This is a genomic window from Pantoea sp. MBLJ3 (assembly GCF_000816655.1).
Taxonomy (GTDB): domain Bacteria; phylum Pseudomonadota; class Gammaproteobacteria; order Enterobacterales; family Enterobacteriaceae; genus Pantoea; species Pantoea eucalypti.
Genome location: NZ_JSUT01000008.1, coordinates 34234 through 48875 on the forward strand (window position 1 = coordinate 34234; position 14642 = coordinate 48875).

Here is a 14642-nt window from a genome sequence, read left to right on the forward strand (position 1 = left end):
ACAGGCGCGTCCGGACACAGGCGGGCTATGCATCATCCGAATTCAGGAGCAGGGGTTTAACATGAAAGTAGGCATTATCGGTCTCGGCTTTCGTCTGTCCCACGTGATCAAAGAGTTCAGCAAAGCCGACGACGCCTTCTCGGTAGTGGGTTATTACGATCCGGCGCCCGCCGGACTGCCTAATCTGCACAGCTTTGGTATCGCGCCCGGCCAGTCCTTTGCGTCCATCGACGCGCTGCTTGAACACGGCGGAATGGATGTGGTGCTGGTTGGCTCACCCAACTTCCTGCATCTGGAACATGTGGGTCAGGCGCTGGCGGCGGGCTACACCGTGTTTACCGAAAAGCCGGTGGTGATTAATGAAGAGCAGACCATGGAGATGGCGAAACTGGTGCGCCAGTATGGCGAGGCACGCATTCTGGTTGGTCTGGTGCTGCGTTACTCCCCGCTCTATCACGATCTGCTGGCGGCACGCGATGCCGGACAGTTGGGTGAGATCACCTCGATCGAGGCGACAGAACATATCAAGCCTTACCACGGCGCATTCTTCCAGCGCGACTGGCGACGTCTGGAGAAGTACGCCGGTCCCTATATTCTGGAAAAATGTTGCCACGACATCGACCTCTACCAGGGGCTGTTACAGGAGCGTCCGATCCGCGTCGCCAGCTTTGGTGGCCGGAAATCCTTTACCCCCGCGCATGCGCCGCAGGGTGCGATCACCGCGGAGTCAGAGCTCTACCACGTGAAACCCAGCGGCTGGTCGAGCACCGACGCCGTCTTCGACAGCGACGCTGATATCGTCGACTACCAGACTGCCCTGATTGAGTACGAAGGCGGCGCAACACTCGCCTTCCACGCCAACCTGAACGTGCCGGATGAGTTCCGCCGTTTCTGTGTCATGGGCACTGACGGCATGGCGGAAGGCGACTTCGTACGAAACTACTTCCGTGTACATAACGCGCGCAGCGGTGAGAAAGAGGTCGACACCGCCTACAGCGGCAACGCTTATGATGGCCACTATGGCGCAGATGCGCTGATGGCCGAAGAGATCGTTAAACATATTAAACAGGGAACACCGCTGAAAGTTTCAGTCGTGGACGCGCTGGAAGCGGGCCTCACCGCCATAAAAATCGATGAGGCGCGCAAAACCCGCAGCGTAGTGGATATGCGTGAAAGCTGGCAAACATTTGACGCCAACCTGGGAAAAACCGGGGCCTGATAGCCCCATCCTGCGGGTCAGCCTCCCCCTCTGATCCCGGGATTTGAATGGCAGTATGACTGGTAACTTCCTGTACTGGCCTTCGGGCCAGTTACAACCTTTGTACTGAGCCAGCTAATAAAACCTGCGCCAGCGACCACGCACTCACCGCACAAATCCCCACAACCAGCCAAACAAACCGCTCCTCAGCCCGAGGAAACTTACGCACTTATAGTGATGGGAGCATACGCCTGTAGCAAAGCATCGCGCCGCCCGGATAAAAACGCAGGGAGCGTTTTTGAACAACGCAACGCGTTGGCCCGGCAACGGGCGCACCTCAGGGATGAGGTGCGTAATCGCCCGCGCTGAGCCTGCCAGGAATGGCGCTTTTGCGTCTTTGCGAAAGGCGTATGTTCCCTGAGCGTGCACCGCAGACCATAACCGCACACATCTCCTCAGCCAACCCAACCCGCTACAACGCTAGTCCTGAACCGGATCCACCTCATTCTCAAGCTTCTGACGCCGCCGCAGATGCGGAAACAACTTCATCCACAACGCCACCACAATCAGCGTACCGATGCCGCCAATTGCTGCCGCAGGTGCTGCGCCCACCCAGGCGGCCAGCAACCCCGACTCAAATTCACCCAGCTGATTCGAGGTATTAATAAATATCGCGTTAACCGCATTCACCCGCCCGCGCATGGTATCCGGCGTATCCAGCTGCACCAGCGCACCGCGAATCACCATACTCACCATATCAAAGCCGCCGAGGGCGCAAAGCGCCAGCAGTGACAGCCAGAGTTGCGTGGAAAGCGCGAATAGCAGGGTCGCAACGCCAAAGCCTGCTACTGAGCCAAACATAATCATCCCGACATGTTTTTCCAGTTTATGACGGCTCAGCCAGATACCCACCAGCAACGCCCCCACCGATGGCGCACCGCGCAACATCCCCAGCCCCCAGGGCCCGGTGTGCAGAATATCTTTGGCAAAAATCGGCAGCAGCGCCGTCGCGCCGCCCAGTAACACCGCGAACAGATCGAGTGAAATCACCCCAAGCACATCTTTACGGTCACGGATAAAGTGAATACCGGCAAACAGATTCTTTAAATTCATTGGCAAACGGGCCTGCACCGGGCGCTCATAGCGCAGCAGACTCACCAGCGTCAGCGAAATCAGATAAAAGAGTCCGGAAACGCCATACACCACATGCGGGCCAGCAACATAAAGCAGCCCGCCAAGCGTTGGCCCGACAATCACAGCCGCCTGCCCGCCAACTGAATTCATCGCCATGGCTCGTGCCAGAATCGAAGGAGGCACCAGTGAGGGCAACATCGAAGACATCGCCGGCCACTCCAGCGCTTTTGCCACCGCAATCATAAAGACCAGCCCCCAAAGCGCGGTCTTATCGGCAGTATGAAATAAGGTAAGCACCACTAATGCCAGCAGTGCGACAAATTCCACCAGTTGGCCGAACAGGACGATGCGCCGCCGGTCATACTGATCCGCCAGATGACCCGCTGGCAGCGCCAGCAACACCGACGGCAGAAACTGCATCAGGCCAATCATCCCTAACGCCATTGCGCTGTTGGTCAGCGCATAGATCTGCCAGCTGATCGCCACCGAGAACATCTGAAAACCAAATGATGAGCAGGTGCGCGCCAGCCAGAAGGCGACAAAAGTCCGATGTCGCCACAGCGACTCTTCCGCTGCGGATGCCATAAATCCCATGTCTTATCCCAAATCAGGTGAGAAAACCCGCGTCGTTGCGCGGTGTTATTGGTGTAAATGTTGACGATACCCGGTTAACAGACCCGGATGAGAGCGCATGGCCTGCGGCTCCAGCCCTGTCTTACTGCGCAATACACAGCATTACTTTGCAGTAACGGTGTGTCAGCCCCATCCTGATTATTAACAACCTATTGATACCTACCATTGAATATATTCCAGCACATCATCAGATACCAAAGGAATTATCATCTCACTGTTAATAGGTATATTTACTTTCTAATCCAACAAAAGGGTGATTTGGATTATGCAGTTGATCTATATTTATTCACGCGTTTAAAAAAATGCGATTTTTTATATGCTTAATTATCAATAAATCCTTTTTATTGCATTTCGTAGAGATAATGAAAAACAGTTTATATAACCCTTATGTTACTGAACCTATTCATCACGTTAAGCGTAATGTCACAGGCATTTGCTATAGCGTGCCTTATCTTGAGCAAAACCAGGACCGCGGAAATATACTTAATACAAACAACATTGTTTCATTACACAACAAAATTGCAAGTGAAGAAGCATTAATGATTGTTCCGGTTGGCGATATTCGTTTGCAGGAAATGATCGCGATTCCGGACGCCTATGCACATTTACAAAATGAGCGCGTCCGGATTGGAATAAATTATTCCAGCTTAGCTGCGAACAGTGCGTCACTGCTTGAATTAACAACGAAATTTGATTTCTGGCTTTATGATTTTGCACCGCCGGGAGCAGACTGGCGACTACTTGAATCCTTTCCTTTTTCAGGTATTGTTTTAACTGAATCTTTCTTCAGTGATAATTACGAAAAATTTACCTTTCCCTTTTTTATGGCGACATTCCGTGAAAAAGGTGCAGAGGTCATCGTGCGATGTCATACGCCGCCTTTAACCGCTGAACAGTTTACTGAGATAAACATCAGCGGCTGGCAACAGCAACGCTCGGATGGCGATCTTATTAGCGGCTGATTCACAAATCCTGCCTTCCGGCGTTAAGGGCACATGGCGGTGCGCTTAACGTCCTTTAATCCCTCATAAAATGTCGTATTACTCCAATTGTTAAGCGCTTTAAGCTAAAAAAATCAAACCTCGATCTAATTTTGCTATAACATTTAACACAAAGGGACCGTCTGTCTTATCGGAAGAGATACTCAAGAACACCTTTAATCATTTGTACTTGATAACTGGAAACAGCCTATCTGGTTGTTTTCGTGTGTTTTATGGCAACGAAACGAGGTCGATATTATGGGGAAAAACTCCTCATCTTTTGGCGTAATTCGTTTCCTGACAGTACTGTTCGCAGTGCTGACGGGCGCGTTTATGCTGATTGGCGGTGGCTGGTTAGCCGCCATTGGTGGTTCCTGGTATTACGTTTTCGGCGGTGTGATTATGCTTATCACCGCTTATCTGCTTTCCCGTCGCAAAAGCACCGCGCTGGTTCTTTATGCGCTGCTGCTGATCGGCACCCTGATTTGGGGCGTGTGGGAAGTGGGTACCGACTTCTGGGCACTGGCACCACGCACTGATGTGCTGGTGATCTTCGGTGTCTGGCTGATCCTGCCGTTTGTTTATCGCAGCTTCAATGCCGGCAGCAAAGCGGCACTGGGTTCGATGGCTGTCGCGCTGATTGCCAGTGCCATCGTGCTGGCTTATGCGGTATTCAACGATCCGCAGGTTATCAACGGGTCTGTACCAGAAACCGCTGACAACGCTCCGCAGGCTACGCCGCTGAGCAACATCCCGGATGCTGACTGGCCCGCGTATGCGCGCGATCAGCAGGGGACCCGTTTCTCGCCGCTGAAGCAGATTAATCACCAGAACGTGAAAGAGTTGCAGGTTGCCTGGCAGTTCCAGACAGGCGACATGAAAACCCCTAACGATCCCGGTGAAATCACCGACGAAGTGACCCCGATTAAAATCCGCGACACGCTTTATCTCTGTTCGCCACACCAGATTCTGTTTGCGCTGGATGCGGCAACCGGTAAGCAGAAGTGGAAGTTCGATCCGGGCATGAAGGTGAACCCAACCTTCCAGCACGTGACCTGTCGCGGTGTCTCTTACCACGAAGTGCCCGCAGCAGCCGATGCAGCGAACACTCAGCCTGCAATCTGCTCACGTCGTATTTATCTGCCTGTGAACGATGGCCGTCTGTTTGCGCTGGACGCAGAGACTGGCGAACGCTGCCCGTCCTTTGGTGTCAACGGCGAGCTGGATCTCCAGCATAAACAGCCTGTCACCACAGCGGGTATGTACGAGCCAACTTCTCCGCCGGTGATTACCAATACCACCATCGTGATGGCGGGTGCGGTTACCGATAACTTCTCGACTCGCGAGCCATCAGGCGTGATTCGTGGCTTTGATGTGAATACCGGCAAACTGCTGTGGGTATTTGATCCGGGCGCGAAAGACCCGAATGCTATTCCGGCTGATGAACACACCTTCACCATGAACTCTCCTAACTCATGGGCCCCGGCAGTTTACGATCCGAAACTGGATACTGTTTACCTGCCAATGGGTGTGACCACGCCGGATATCTGGGGCGGCAACCGCACGCCAGAGCAGGAACGTTATGCGAGCAGCGTACTGGCCCTGAACGCCACGACCGGTAAGCTGGTCTGGTCTTATCAGACCGTGCATCACGACCTGTGGGATATGGATCTGCCGTCTCAGCCGACACTGGCTGATATCACAGATAAAGATGGCAACACCGTACCGGTTGTTTACGCGCCAGCCAAAACCGGCAATATCTTTGTGCTGGATCGTCGCACCGGCAAGCCAGTAGTTCCCGCGCCAGAAACGCCAGTGCCACAGGGTGCCGCTAAAGGCGACCACGTTGCTGCCACTCAGCCCTACTCTGAGCTGACCTTCCGTCCGAAACAGAACCTGACGGACAAGGACATGTGGGGCGCGACGATGTTCGACCAGCTGGTGTGCCGCGTGATCTTCAAGCGTCTGCGCTATGAAGGTCCGTTTACGCCGCCATCTGAGCAGGGCACGCTGGTCTTCCCGGGTAACCTCGGTATGTTCGAATGGGGCGGCATCGCAGTCGATCCTAATCGTCAGATCGCGATTGCTAACCCAATGGCGCTGCCGTTTGTCTCTAAGCTGGTTCCACGTGGCCCGGGCAACCCGATTGAGCCGCCGAAAGGCGCTGAGGGTGGTTCAGGTACGGAAACCGGTATTCAGCCACAGTATGGCGTGCCGTATGGCGTCGAGCTGAACCCGTTCCTGTCACCGTTTGGTCTGCCTTGCAAACAGCCTGCCTGGGGTTATGTCTCCGCGGTGGATCTGAAGACCAACAACGTGGTCTGGAAACAGCGTATCGGTACCGTTCGCGACAGCGCACCGGTTCCGCTGCCGTTCAAAATGGGTATGCCAATGCTGGGTGGTCCTGTCACCACCGCAGGTAAGGTGTTCTTCATTGGTGCGACCGCAGATAACTACCTGCGTGCTTTCAGCACCGACACCGGCGAGCTGTTATGGCAGGCACGTCTGCCAGCAGGCGGCCAGGCCACGCCGATGACCTATGAAGTGAATGGCAAGCAGTACGTTGTCATCGCGGCAGGCGGTCACGGTTCGTTTGGTACCAAGCTGGGCGACTATGTGATTGCCTACGCGTTGCCTGATCAGAAGTAATTCACTGGAAAGTGAATAACAAAAGGCGGACTCCGGTCCGCCTTTTTTTGATCGCGCTATTTCTGCATTCCGCGCCAGTTAAGCCACGCGCAAAATAACATTACTCCGCAGGTTGCCAGAAAAACGGGTCGCATCCCAAACGCACCGGCGATCACCCCACCAAACAGCGGGCCGCTCACCTGGCCGATATATTGCGCCGAGGTCGAAAACCCCAGCATCCGCCCCACCTGTGAGGCCGGCACGTTATGGCGAATAATTGCCGTGATGCACGGCATCAATCCGCCCAGGGCCATCCCCATCAGAAAACGTAATAACACCAGTTGCCAGGCTGCCATGATAAATGCCTGTGGAATCAGCAGCAGCCCGCTGATTACCAGACCGCCGGTCAGTACCCGCCAGTGCCCCACCCGATCGGCCAGACGACCCAGTCGGGGTGCCGCCAGGATCGTGCCCAGCGCCGCAGCAGACATCACCAGTCCGGCTACCACTGTGACCTGATGGTCACCCCGCACAAACTCGCCCACATAGAGCGTGATAATCGGCTCAATCGACATGCTGGCGAAAATCAGCAACATGCCCGAGAGCCACATCAGCCGCACCAGATTGTGGTTAACCGGCTGCTCTGCAGGCAGCTGTTGCGGATTGCCGCGCGACGTCGCCGCAGCACGCGGCAACTCCCTGAGTAAAAATGTGGTGGCGAGGAAAGCGAGAAAAATCACCGCGCCCGTCAGCCAGAAAGTCTGACGGATGCCAATCAGCGGCGGCAAGACGCCCCCCAGCAGCGGCCCGACCACGTTGCCCGCCATAATGCCCGAGGAGAGGATGCCCAGCGCCCAGCCGGTCTGCGCTTTTGGGGTTTGCGCTGCCACCAGAATGGTCGATCCCGATGCGTAGCCGCCCAGCAGCCCCGCCAGCAGGCGCAGCGCCACCAGTTGCCACGGCGCCGTCGCCATGCCAATCAGCGACATCGCAATCGCCATTCCGAGACTGGCCCGAATCAGCATCAGTTTACGACCATAACGATCAGCTAGCCGGCCCCACAGCGGTGCCGTCAGCGCGGCGCTGAAAAAGGTTGCGCCATAGGCCAGCCCGGACCAGCGGGCAATAGCCGCAGGCTGCTCAACACCCAGTTGCTGAATATAGAGCGGCAGAAACGGCAGCAGCAGCGTCATCGCCACGATAGTGGTAAAAGAGCCAGCGACGCAGACTGCTAAATTCCGTTTCCAGTGTTGAAACTCTGCCGTTTCGGGTAACTGTTGCATGGTGATATCTGTTGAATGATCAGGGATACAGGCTAACCGGAGTCGCACAGCAACAACAGTCCTGGCAGAATAGTTACTCTGTGGCGCTGATTGTTGTCAGCAGGCAACAATCAACCTGGATTTAGGGCCTCAACCAGTGCATCACACAGTAGCGTCACCGGTGACACCGGGTCGGGATGGTCGTGAAGCAGGAGATAGCTTTGCAGGCGATCCATCTGCCACTCCGGCAGCAGCTGCTGGATATCCCCACGCGCCATCGCCTCCTGCGCCATGTAGGAAGGCAAATAGGCGATGCCACTGCCCGCCAGCGCGGCATTAAGCAGCGCCATGCTGTTGTTGGCGCGAAAACGACTGCGCACGTCCAGCGCCAGTCGCTGTTTATCCCGGCGGAACGGCAGCGCGGCGGTGTGTGCCGGACCATGGAACATCAGCAGGTCGTGGCGCGGCAGCATTTCGGGGTGGGTGATGGCGGGCCGCTGCGCCAGATAAGCGGGCGCGGCATAGAGTCCCCAGTCGATATCGCTCAATACCCGGAAATTGCCCTGCTGCGGGGATCGGGATCGGATCACAATCGCCAGATCCGTCTGATCGTCCAGCCGATCATGATTGCGATCGGTCAGATCAAGATCAACGTTGATATGCAGATGACGACGCAGAAAACGGTTCAGAACAGGAACGACACACTGGCAGCCGAAGGTGACGGGTGCCTGAAGTCGGATATGGCCGGCGGGCTGCTGATGCAACTGCTGCACAAAGGCTTCGGCACGCTGCACTTCAGCCAGCATTCGCACACAGTAGGGATAGTATGCCTGGCCCATCTCGGTGAGTGCCAGCCGCCGCGTAGTGCGCTGCAATAATCGGATACCGAGCCGCAACTCCAGCCGGGCGATCTCCCGACTGACATGGGATTTGGACCAGCCCAGTGCGCGGGCCGCTTCACTGAAACTCTGTAATTCTACTACCCGAGCAAATACCAGCATGGCGGTTAAATTCGCGCCGTTTTCCATGTTTCCCGACTCCGAAAATAAAGGGATGCTGGCAACAAACTAACACGTTCAGGCTGGGACGCTGTGGCGGGCGGGAAAAAAAGCGAGGCAGAGGCAGGAGGAGAATAGTGCAGAGCGCGGGCCGACCTTCCCGTCTGCTGGCTGTGACGGGAAGATCTTATCAGGCATCAGCTGGCCATCGCCAGGGGGAACAGCAGCCGATCCGGCTCGACGCGACGCTGACGGCGCAACTGGCCCGGCGTCATCATGAAATAGTTTTTAAAGGTGCGGGTGTAGGCCTGCTGGGTATCGAAGCCGTAGTTCATCGCCACCTGCAGTATCGCTTCGTTGCTGCTCAGCAACGTGAGCGCAGACTCGGTCAGGCGGCGCTGACGGATATATTCTGCCAGTGAAAAACCAGTATGCTGTCGAAACAGGCGTTGCAGATGCCAGCGCGAATAGCCTGAGCGGCGCGCCACTTCATCCAGGTGCAGATCGTGTCCTAAGTTATTCTCAATCCAGTCCAGCAAACTCCGAATAAACTCGCGCTGATTCATGGTTCCTCCTGTCGATTCTGATGTGCAGTGGAACCACTTTACTTGTTTAAATTTATCCCTTAATTAGCAGAAAATTAGCGCAGAATTAGCAAGGACGGAAACGGGTGCCGCATTGCGCGGCCAGACGCGACTCCAGCAAAACGTTAAGGCCGGCAGACTGCCAAAATAATTTGTGCTGAGGCAAGGGCGAATCCCCAAGAGCTGACATCAGTCAGTGAATGGGGTGAGCAAAAGCAGCCAGTGCCGCCACAGTGCGAAGTATGACGGCTGCGGTCCGCCAAAATAATTCGTGCTGTAGCAAGGCGGCCAGACGCAGCCGTCCCAGAGAGCTGACTTCAGTCAGTGACCTGGGCGGTAAGTCGCAGCCAACGCCGCCATAGTGCGAAGTATGACGGCGGAAGGATAATTCTGGCCTAACAATTAGTGAGTAAACTCTCTCTTATCTTTATGAAGGAGATCAGCCATGCGCGTGTTACTGGTTGAAGATGATGAAATGATCGGCGCTAACCTGCAGCAGGCACTGCAGGGCGCGGGCTGGTCGGTGGATTGGGTGCGCGATGGCGTCTATGCCCAGAACGCCTGGAGCGAAGGCGGCTACAGCTGCGTGCTGCTCGATCTCGGCTTACCACGGGATGATGGCCTGCAGGTCCTGCGCCGGGCGCGCGGGCGCGGCGACGCGACGCCAGTACTCATTCTTACTGCACGCGACACGGTGGCGCAGCGGATTCAGGGACTCGACAGCGGTGCTGACGACTACCTGCTTAAACCGTTCGATTTACAGGAAGTCATGGCCCGGATGCGCGCCATTACCCGACGCAGCCACGGCGCGGCAGATTCCGTATTGGGCAGCGGCGATGTGCAGCTGGATATGATGACCCGTGAAGTGCTCTACAAAGGCCAGCGTGAGCAGCTTACGGCGCGCGAATATGCCCTGCTCTACGCCCTGCTGGAGCGGCCGGGCGCTATTCTGTCACGCGAGCAGCTGGAAAACCGTATCTATGGCTGGGGCGATGAAGTCAGCAGCAACGCGGTGGATGTGTTGATCCACGGGATGCGCCGCAAGCTGGATAACGACGTGATCCGCAACGTGCGCGGTCTGGGCTGGCGGGTGCCGGCAATATGAAACCTTTTCGCTTTATGCGCTCACTGCGCAACAAATTACTCTCTACGCTGCTGATTATTCATCTGCTGATGATCGGTGGCGTCACCTGGTATTTCTTCAGCTGCTACGGCGATATGGTCGGCACCATGAAGGACGATCAGCTGGCGAAAATCGCGGATGCCTGGTCCACCAATAAACAGATGCCCGCCCTGATGCCGATGCTTATTGCGCCTGACAAGGCGAAAAGCGCCTTTGTGGTGCAGCTATGGGACGATCAGGGTCAGTTGCGCGCCAGCTCATGGCCGGAGCTGCAGGCCCCGCTGCAAAACCAGCGTGGCTATCGCGACGTCCATATCGGTCAGTGCGACGACTGTGAATGGCGCATCTATACCCGGCCCGGCTTGCCTGGCAGTGAGATTAAAACCATTCAGGTGATGCACAACCTCAGCTACATGAAGGCATTGATGGTCAAGCGGGCGCTGTCGGCGATCATTCCGATGATCCTGATGATGCCGCTGTCGCTGCTGGTGATCTGGCTGGTCGTACGCAAGATCACCCGGGATCTGCAGGTCGCTTCGCGTCAGATTGCGGCGCAGGAGACGCATCATCCGCACAACGTCTCACCCGAAGGCTTGCCGGATGAGATCCTGCCGCTGGTGGCCGCCTATAACTCGCTGCTGAGTAAACTGCGTGAGGCCTGGTCGTCACAGCGTCAGTTCCTGGAAGATGCCGCCCATGAACTGCGCACGCCGGTAACGGCCGTGACGTTACAGCTGGAAAACCTGCGTCAGCATATTCAGCCAGGCGAAGCGAGCCGGCAGTTCAGCCAGCTGGAAGCGGGCGTGACACGTACCCGTCACCTGGTCACGCAATTACTCAATGTCTCACGCCAGGATGACCAGAGCGTGGTCGCCAGCGTTGAGCATATCGAACTGGAAGATCTGCTGAAAGAGAGCATTGAGCAGCTGATGGTCGTGGCGGATAAACGCGGCATCGATATCGGCTTTAATGGCTCCACGCAGTACCGTCTGCAGGCCAGCCGTTCCGAGCTGCGAAGCCTGTTCGATAATCTGATTGGTAACGCCATGCTACACACCCCGGAAGGTAGCCTGGTCGATGTACTGCTGCATCGGGTTGCCGGAAAGACCGTGGTCGATATTGTGGATAACGGGCCGGGCATGCCGGAATCCTTTATCGAGCGCGCATTTGATCGCTTTACCCGTTCGCCTGACGTTAAAGCCCAGGGTAGCGGCCTGGGATTATCCATTGTGCGCAACGTCGCTCAAAAGCATCAGATTCACGTCGCCCTTTCCAATTGCCTCTCGCCACAGGGTGCAATTTGTGGTTTGCAGGTTCGCGTTACACTTCCCTGATTCCCGCTGTTTGATCACGAACCAGACAACGTAAACGGTTGCCTGGTTCCGTTCGATCCACGCCGTTATTGTGAAGCTCATCACATTTTAGCTGAATTGTAATGCAACACTTTTTGACAAACGTGAGCAAAATCTATTTTCTATCGATCTGTTACAGGCACGCTACGCGGGCTGAAGAACTGGCTGTTATTTGCTGTGAAACCCTCATTCCCATCAAGGGACCGATTTTTCTCTGACTGCGTCTGCTGTGCGGCGGTCAAAAGCATGTGGCTGATAATAATGAAATATAAAACGTTGATAGCAGGTGCCGTGCTGGCATGTTCATTGAGTGGTGCTGCGCAGGCAGCGGAAAGCGATCCGCAGTATGTCTCCGACTGGTGGCATCAGAGCGTAAACGTGGTCGGTAGTTACCACACGCGTTTCGGACCGCAGTTTAACAACGACGTTTATCTGGAATATGAAGCGTTTGCCAGGAAAGACTGGTTTGATTTCTACGGCTATCTCGACGTGCCTAACTTCTTCGGCGTGGGCAACAGCAATGCCAATGGCGTGTTCGACCACGGTTCACCGATGTTTATGGAGATTGAACCACGCTTCTCTATCGACAAGCTGACCGGCACCAGCCTGGCCTTTGGCCCGTTCAAAGAGTGGTATTTCGCCAACAACTACATTTACGACATGGGCCGTAACAGCGATAACCGCCAGAACACCTGGTACATGGGTCTGGGCACCGATATCGATACGCACAGCGATGTCGGCCTGTCGCTGAACGTCTATGCCAAATATCAGTGGGAAAACTACGGCGCGGCGAACGAAAACAGCTGGGATGGCTATCGCTTTAAGGTGAAATACTTCGTGCCAATCACCACGCTGTGGGGTGGTAACCTGGGCTATGTGGGCTTCACCAACTTCGACTGGGGTTCCGATCTCAATGAGAAAGGCGGTTCATCACGCACCAGCAACTCTATTGCCTCCAGCCACATTCTGTCCCTGGGTTACGATCACTGGCACTTCTCTGCGGTGGCGCGTTACTTCCATAACGGCGGACAGTGGGCGGATGGCCAGGAGCTGAACTTCGGCAAGGGTCCGTTTGAAGTGAAATCGACCGGCTGGGGTTACTACCTGGTGGCGGGTTATAACTTCTGATAATAGCGGGCGGTTGCAACAACCGCCCGTTTAGTCGGTGAGCTGGCCCAGGACATCACGCATCAGGGCCAGCTTTTCAGCTGCAGGCTAATCTGATAAGCACTGCATCTGCTCTGCATTTAATTCTGCGGCTTCTCAACATTGATGCGCCATGGAATGTTGAATTTATCAATGAACATCGCGAATCCGTTCGACCAGAACGTCTCCTGCCATGGCGTCGTCACTTTGCCGCCTGCCGATAATTTCTCAAACCAGGCTTTGCCCTTTTCAACATCATGGGTAGAGAGGCTGACCGCGTAACCCGCATGCTCTGACGCTGGCGGATGTTCGGTATTGCCATCGCTGAGCATCAGCTCACCGTCACCAATGCGTAATTGCGCATGCATGATCTTTTCTGGCGGCTGTGGCGCTGCGGACTCATCGCCGACCTGCTCACCCTGATCCGGCATATCACCGAATTTCATTTTAGAGAGTAACTCTCCACCGGTTGCCTGCAGGTAAAAGTCGATAGCCTCTTCACAACGGCCATAGAGAAACAGATAAGGACTAACTTGCATCGTAACCTCTATTTGTCGGTTGGATTTTTTCAGTACCTTAACAGTGTAGACGATCGACTTTACGTACTGATTTTACTGACAATAACGGCGAAAGAGTTGTGCCATATAACTGCTCATTGGGGTCAGCGTCGTGTCTTTGCGCTGAATCAGATAGAAGATCGCTTTCGGCAAAGGGTCATCGAGCGACAGTGCCACCAGCGAACGGCCCAGAATGGGATCGTCAATCACGTCGACCGACAGAATACTGATGAAATCACTTTGTGCCACCAGGCTGGTGCAGGCCATAAAGGTTTCACAGGTCACCACGATTTTAGGTGCCATGCCGCGCTCGCCAAACAGATCGTGCAGCAAGCGATAGTAACTGCCTTTCGGGGTTGGCATCGTCCAGTCTGCCTGCTGTAATTCTGCCAGAGAACGGGCTTTCTCCAGCGGATGGCCTTTGCGCACCACCACTTTGTACTCGCGCTCCATTACCCGCTCATACATCAACTCCTGATCGAGATGGCTCTGGTCATACGTATTGATAGTGAAATCGAGCGCCCCCTGACGCAGCTCATGCACCATAGAGACCAGCTGGCCTTCAACAATGCGCACCTTCACGAGTGGGTATTCGCGATGAAACTGGTTTATCACCTGCGGCATGATGGTGCGGGCCACGCTGCCACCCACGCCAATATTCACCTGACCGCCGCCCAGCCCCAGTCGCTGCTGGATATCCTCTTCGGCGACCCGCAGCTCTGCCAGTACCAGGCTGGCATGACGAAAAAAGTTATCACCGATATCGGTCAGCACGACACCCTGCTGACGGCGGATAAACAGCTTTGCCCCCAACTCGCGCTCCAGCTCCTGAATCGCTTTGGTTAACGCCGGTTGCGACAGCCCGGAAAGTCGGCTTGCCGCCCGGATACTGCCCTGTCGCGCCACGTCAGTGAAGGCGCGCAGCTGATGAAGTTTGAGATTGGCAGACATAGTTTTGCGATAACCGTTGTTTATCAGTCACAAGATATTCGCATCTTATGCCGCCCAACTCCATTGTGTAGATTCGATGCAGTGCATAAAAAATCA

At 55.3% G+C, this 14642-nt stretch carries 12 protein-coding genes; 6 read left to right on the plus strand and 6 right to left on the minus strand.

Annotated elements, in window-relative coordinates; all coding sequences use genetic code 11:
• The first annotated feature begins 61 nt into the window (after nt 1-61).
• Complete coding sequence (locus NP77_RS14235; RefSeq protein WP_003855673.1) at nt 62-1219, plus strand: Gfo/Idh/MocA family protein; 1158 nt, start codon at nt 62-64, stop codon at nt 1217-1219.
• Between the two features lie 459 nt (nt 1220-1678).
• Here NP77_RS14235 and NP77_RS14240 read toward each other — a convergent pair whose 3' ends face one another.
• Complete coding sequence (locus NP77_RS14240; RefSeq protein ID WP_003855675.1) at nt 1679-2926, minus strand: MFS transporter; 1248 nt, start codon at nt 2924-2926, stop codon at nt 1679-1681.
• Nucleotides 2927-3327: 401 nt separating this feature from the next.
• Here NP77_RS14240 and NP77_RS14245 point away from each other — a divergent pair, with 401 nt between their 5' ends.
• Nucleotides 3328-3927 carry a hypothetical protein gene (locus NP77_RS14245; RefSeq protein ID WP_033763389.1) on the plus strand — a complete coding sequence of 200 codons (600 nt, stop codon included), beginning with the start codon at nt 3328-3330 and terminating at the stop codon, nt 3925-3927.
• Between the two features lie 276 nt (nt 3928-4203).
• Entirely contained in the window at nt 4204-6594 is a 2391-nt protein-coding gene (locus NP77_RS14250; protein WP_039660641.1) for a glucose/quinate/shikimate family membrane-bound PQQ-dependent dehydrogenase, read from the plus strand.
• Nucleotides 6595-6650: 56 nt separating this feature from the next.
• On the opposite strand, the gene NP77_RS14255 is transcribed toward NP77_RS14250, so the two are convergent.
• The 3 genes from NP77_RS14255 to NP77_RS14265 form a co-directional block, all read right to left on the minus strand.
• Nucleotides 6651-7856 carry an MFS transporter gene (locus NP77_RS14255; protein ID WP_039660643.1) on the minus strand — a complete coding sequence of 402 codons (1206 nt, stop codon included), beginning with the start codon at nt 7854-7856 and terminating at the stop codon, nt 6651-6653.
• Between the two features lie 110 nt (nt 7857-7966).
• Nucleotides 7967-8863, minus strand: coding sequence for a LysR family transcriptional regulator (locus NP77_RS14260; RefSeq protein ID WP_039660644.1), 897 nt, complete (start codon nt 8861-8863; stop codon nt 7967-7969).
• A 167-nt stretch (nt 8864-9030) separates the two neighbouring features.
• Nucleotides 9031-9399, minus strand: a complete 369-nt coding sequence (locus tag NP77_RS14265; protein WP_003855685.1) for a helix-turn-helix domain-containing protein — start codon at nt 9397-9399, stop codon at nt 9031-9033.
• 463 nt (nt 9400-9862) lie between these two features.
• Here NP77_RS14265 and NP77_RS14270 point away from each other — a divergent pair, with 463 nt between their 5' ends.
• The 3 genes from NP77_RS14270 to NP77_RS14280 all read left to right on the plus strand — a co-directional run bounded on the left by NP77_RS14270 (nt 9863) and on the right by NP77_RS14280 (nt 13020).
• Nucleotides 9863-10522, plus strand: a complete 660-nt coding sequence (locus NP77_RS14270) for a response regulator (RefSeq protein ID WP_003855687.1) — start codon at nt 9863-9865, stop codon at nt 10520-10522.
• The gene (locus NP77_RS14275; RefSeq protein ID WP_003855688.1) at nt 10519-11874 is read left to right on the plus strand and encodes a HAMP domain-containing sensor histidine kinase; all 1356 of its coding nucleotides are present in this window, start codon (nt 10519-10521) and stop codon (nt 11872-11874) included. The genes NP77_RS14270 and NP77_RS14275 overlap by 4 nt, the downstream gene beginning before the upstream one ends.
• Nucleotides 11875-12153: 279 nt before the next feature.
• Nucleotides 12154-13020: a nucleoside-specific channel-forming protein Tsx gene (locus tag NP77_RS14280; RefSeq protein WP_033743432.1), complete on the plus strand. Its 867-nt coding sequence runs from the start codon at nt 12154-12156 to the stop codon at nt 13018-13020.
• Between the two features lie 119 nt (nt 13021-13139).
• Here the strand turns inward: NP77_RS14280 and yjdN are convergent, their stop codons facing one another.
• Together yjdN and NP77_RS14290 are read right to left on the minus strand one after the other, a co-directional pair.
• Nucleotides 13140-13577 (minus strand): VOC family metalloprotein YjdN, encoded by a 438-nt coding sequence (yjdN, locus tag NP77_RS14285; RefSeq protein ID WP_039660646.1) that lies wholly within the window; start codon nt 13575-13577, stop codon nt 13140-13142.
• A 72-nt stretch (nt 13578-13649) separates the two neighbouring features.
• The gene (locus NP77_RS14290) at nt 13650-14546 is read right to left on the minus strand and encodes a LysR family transcriptional regulator (protein WP_003855692.1); all 897 of its coding nucleotides are present in this window, start codon (nt 14544-14546) and stop codon (nt 13650-13652) included.
• Between the last annotated feature and the right edge of the window lie 96 nt (nt 14547-14642).

What these genes read in the sequence shown, in the direction of transcription:
- NP77_RS14235 (WP_003855673.1), top strand. Translation starts at nt 62, where the DNA reads ATGAAAGTAGGCATTATCGGTCTCGGCTTTCGTCTGTCCCACGTGATC.
- NP77_RS14240 (WP_003855675.1), bottom strand. Translation starts at nt 2,926, where the DNA reads ATGGGATTTATGGCATCCGCAGCGGAAGAGTCGCTGTGGCGACATCGG.
- NP77_RS14245 (WP_033763389.1), top strand. Translation starts at nt 3,328, where the DNA reads ATGAAAAACAGTTTATATAACCCTTATGTTACTGAACCTATTCATCAC.
- NP77_RS14250 (WP_039660641.1), top strand. Translation starts at nt 4,204, where the DNA reads ATGGGGAAAAACTCCTCATCTTTTGGCGTAATTCGTTTCCTGACAGTA.
- NP77_RS14255 (WP_039660643.1), bottom strand. Translation starts at nt 7,856, where the DNA reads ATGCAACAGTTACCCGAAACGGCAGAGTTTCAACACTGGAAACGGAAT.
- NP77_RS14260 (WP_039660644.1), bottom strand. Translation starts at nt 8,863, where the DNA reads ATGGAAAACGGCGCGAATTTAACCGCCATGCTGGTATTTGCTCGGGTA.
- NP77_RS14265 (WP_003855685.1), bottom strand. Translation starts at nt 9,399, where the DNA reads ATGAATCAGCGCGAGTTTATTCGGAGTTTGCTGGACTGGATTGAGAAT.
- NP77_RS14270 (WP_003855687.1), top strand. Translation starts at nt 9,863, where the DNA reads ATGCGCGTGTTACTGGTTGAAGATGATGAAATGATCGGCGCTAACCTG.
- NP77_RS14275 (WP_003855688.1), top strand. Translation starts at nt 10,519, where the DNA reads ATGAAACCTTTTCGCTTTATGCGCTCACTGCGCAACAAATTACTCTCT.
- NP77_RS14280 (WP_033743432.1), top strand. Translation starts at nt 12,154, where the DNA reads ATGAAATATAAAACGTTGATAGCAGGTGCCGTGCTGGCATGTTCATTG.
- yjdN (WP_039660646.1), bottom strand. Translation starts at nt 13,577, where the DNA reads ATGCAAGTTAGTCCTTATCTGTTTCTCTATGGCCGTTGTGAAGAGGCT.
- NP77_RS14290 (WP_003855692.1), bottom strand. Translation starts at nt 14,546, where the DNA reads ATGTCTGCCAATCTCAAACTTCATCAGCTGCGCGCCTTCACTGACGTG.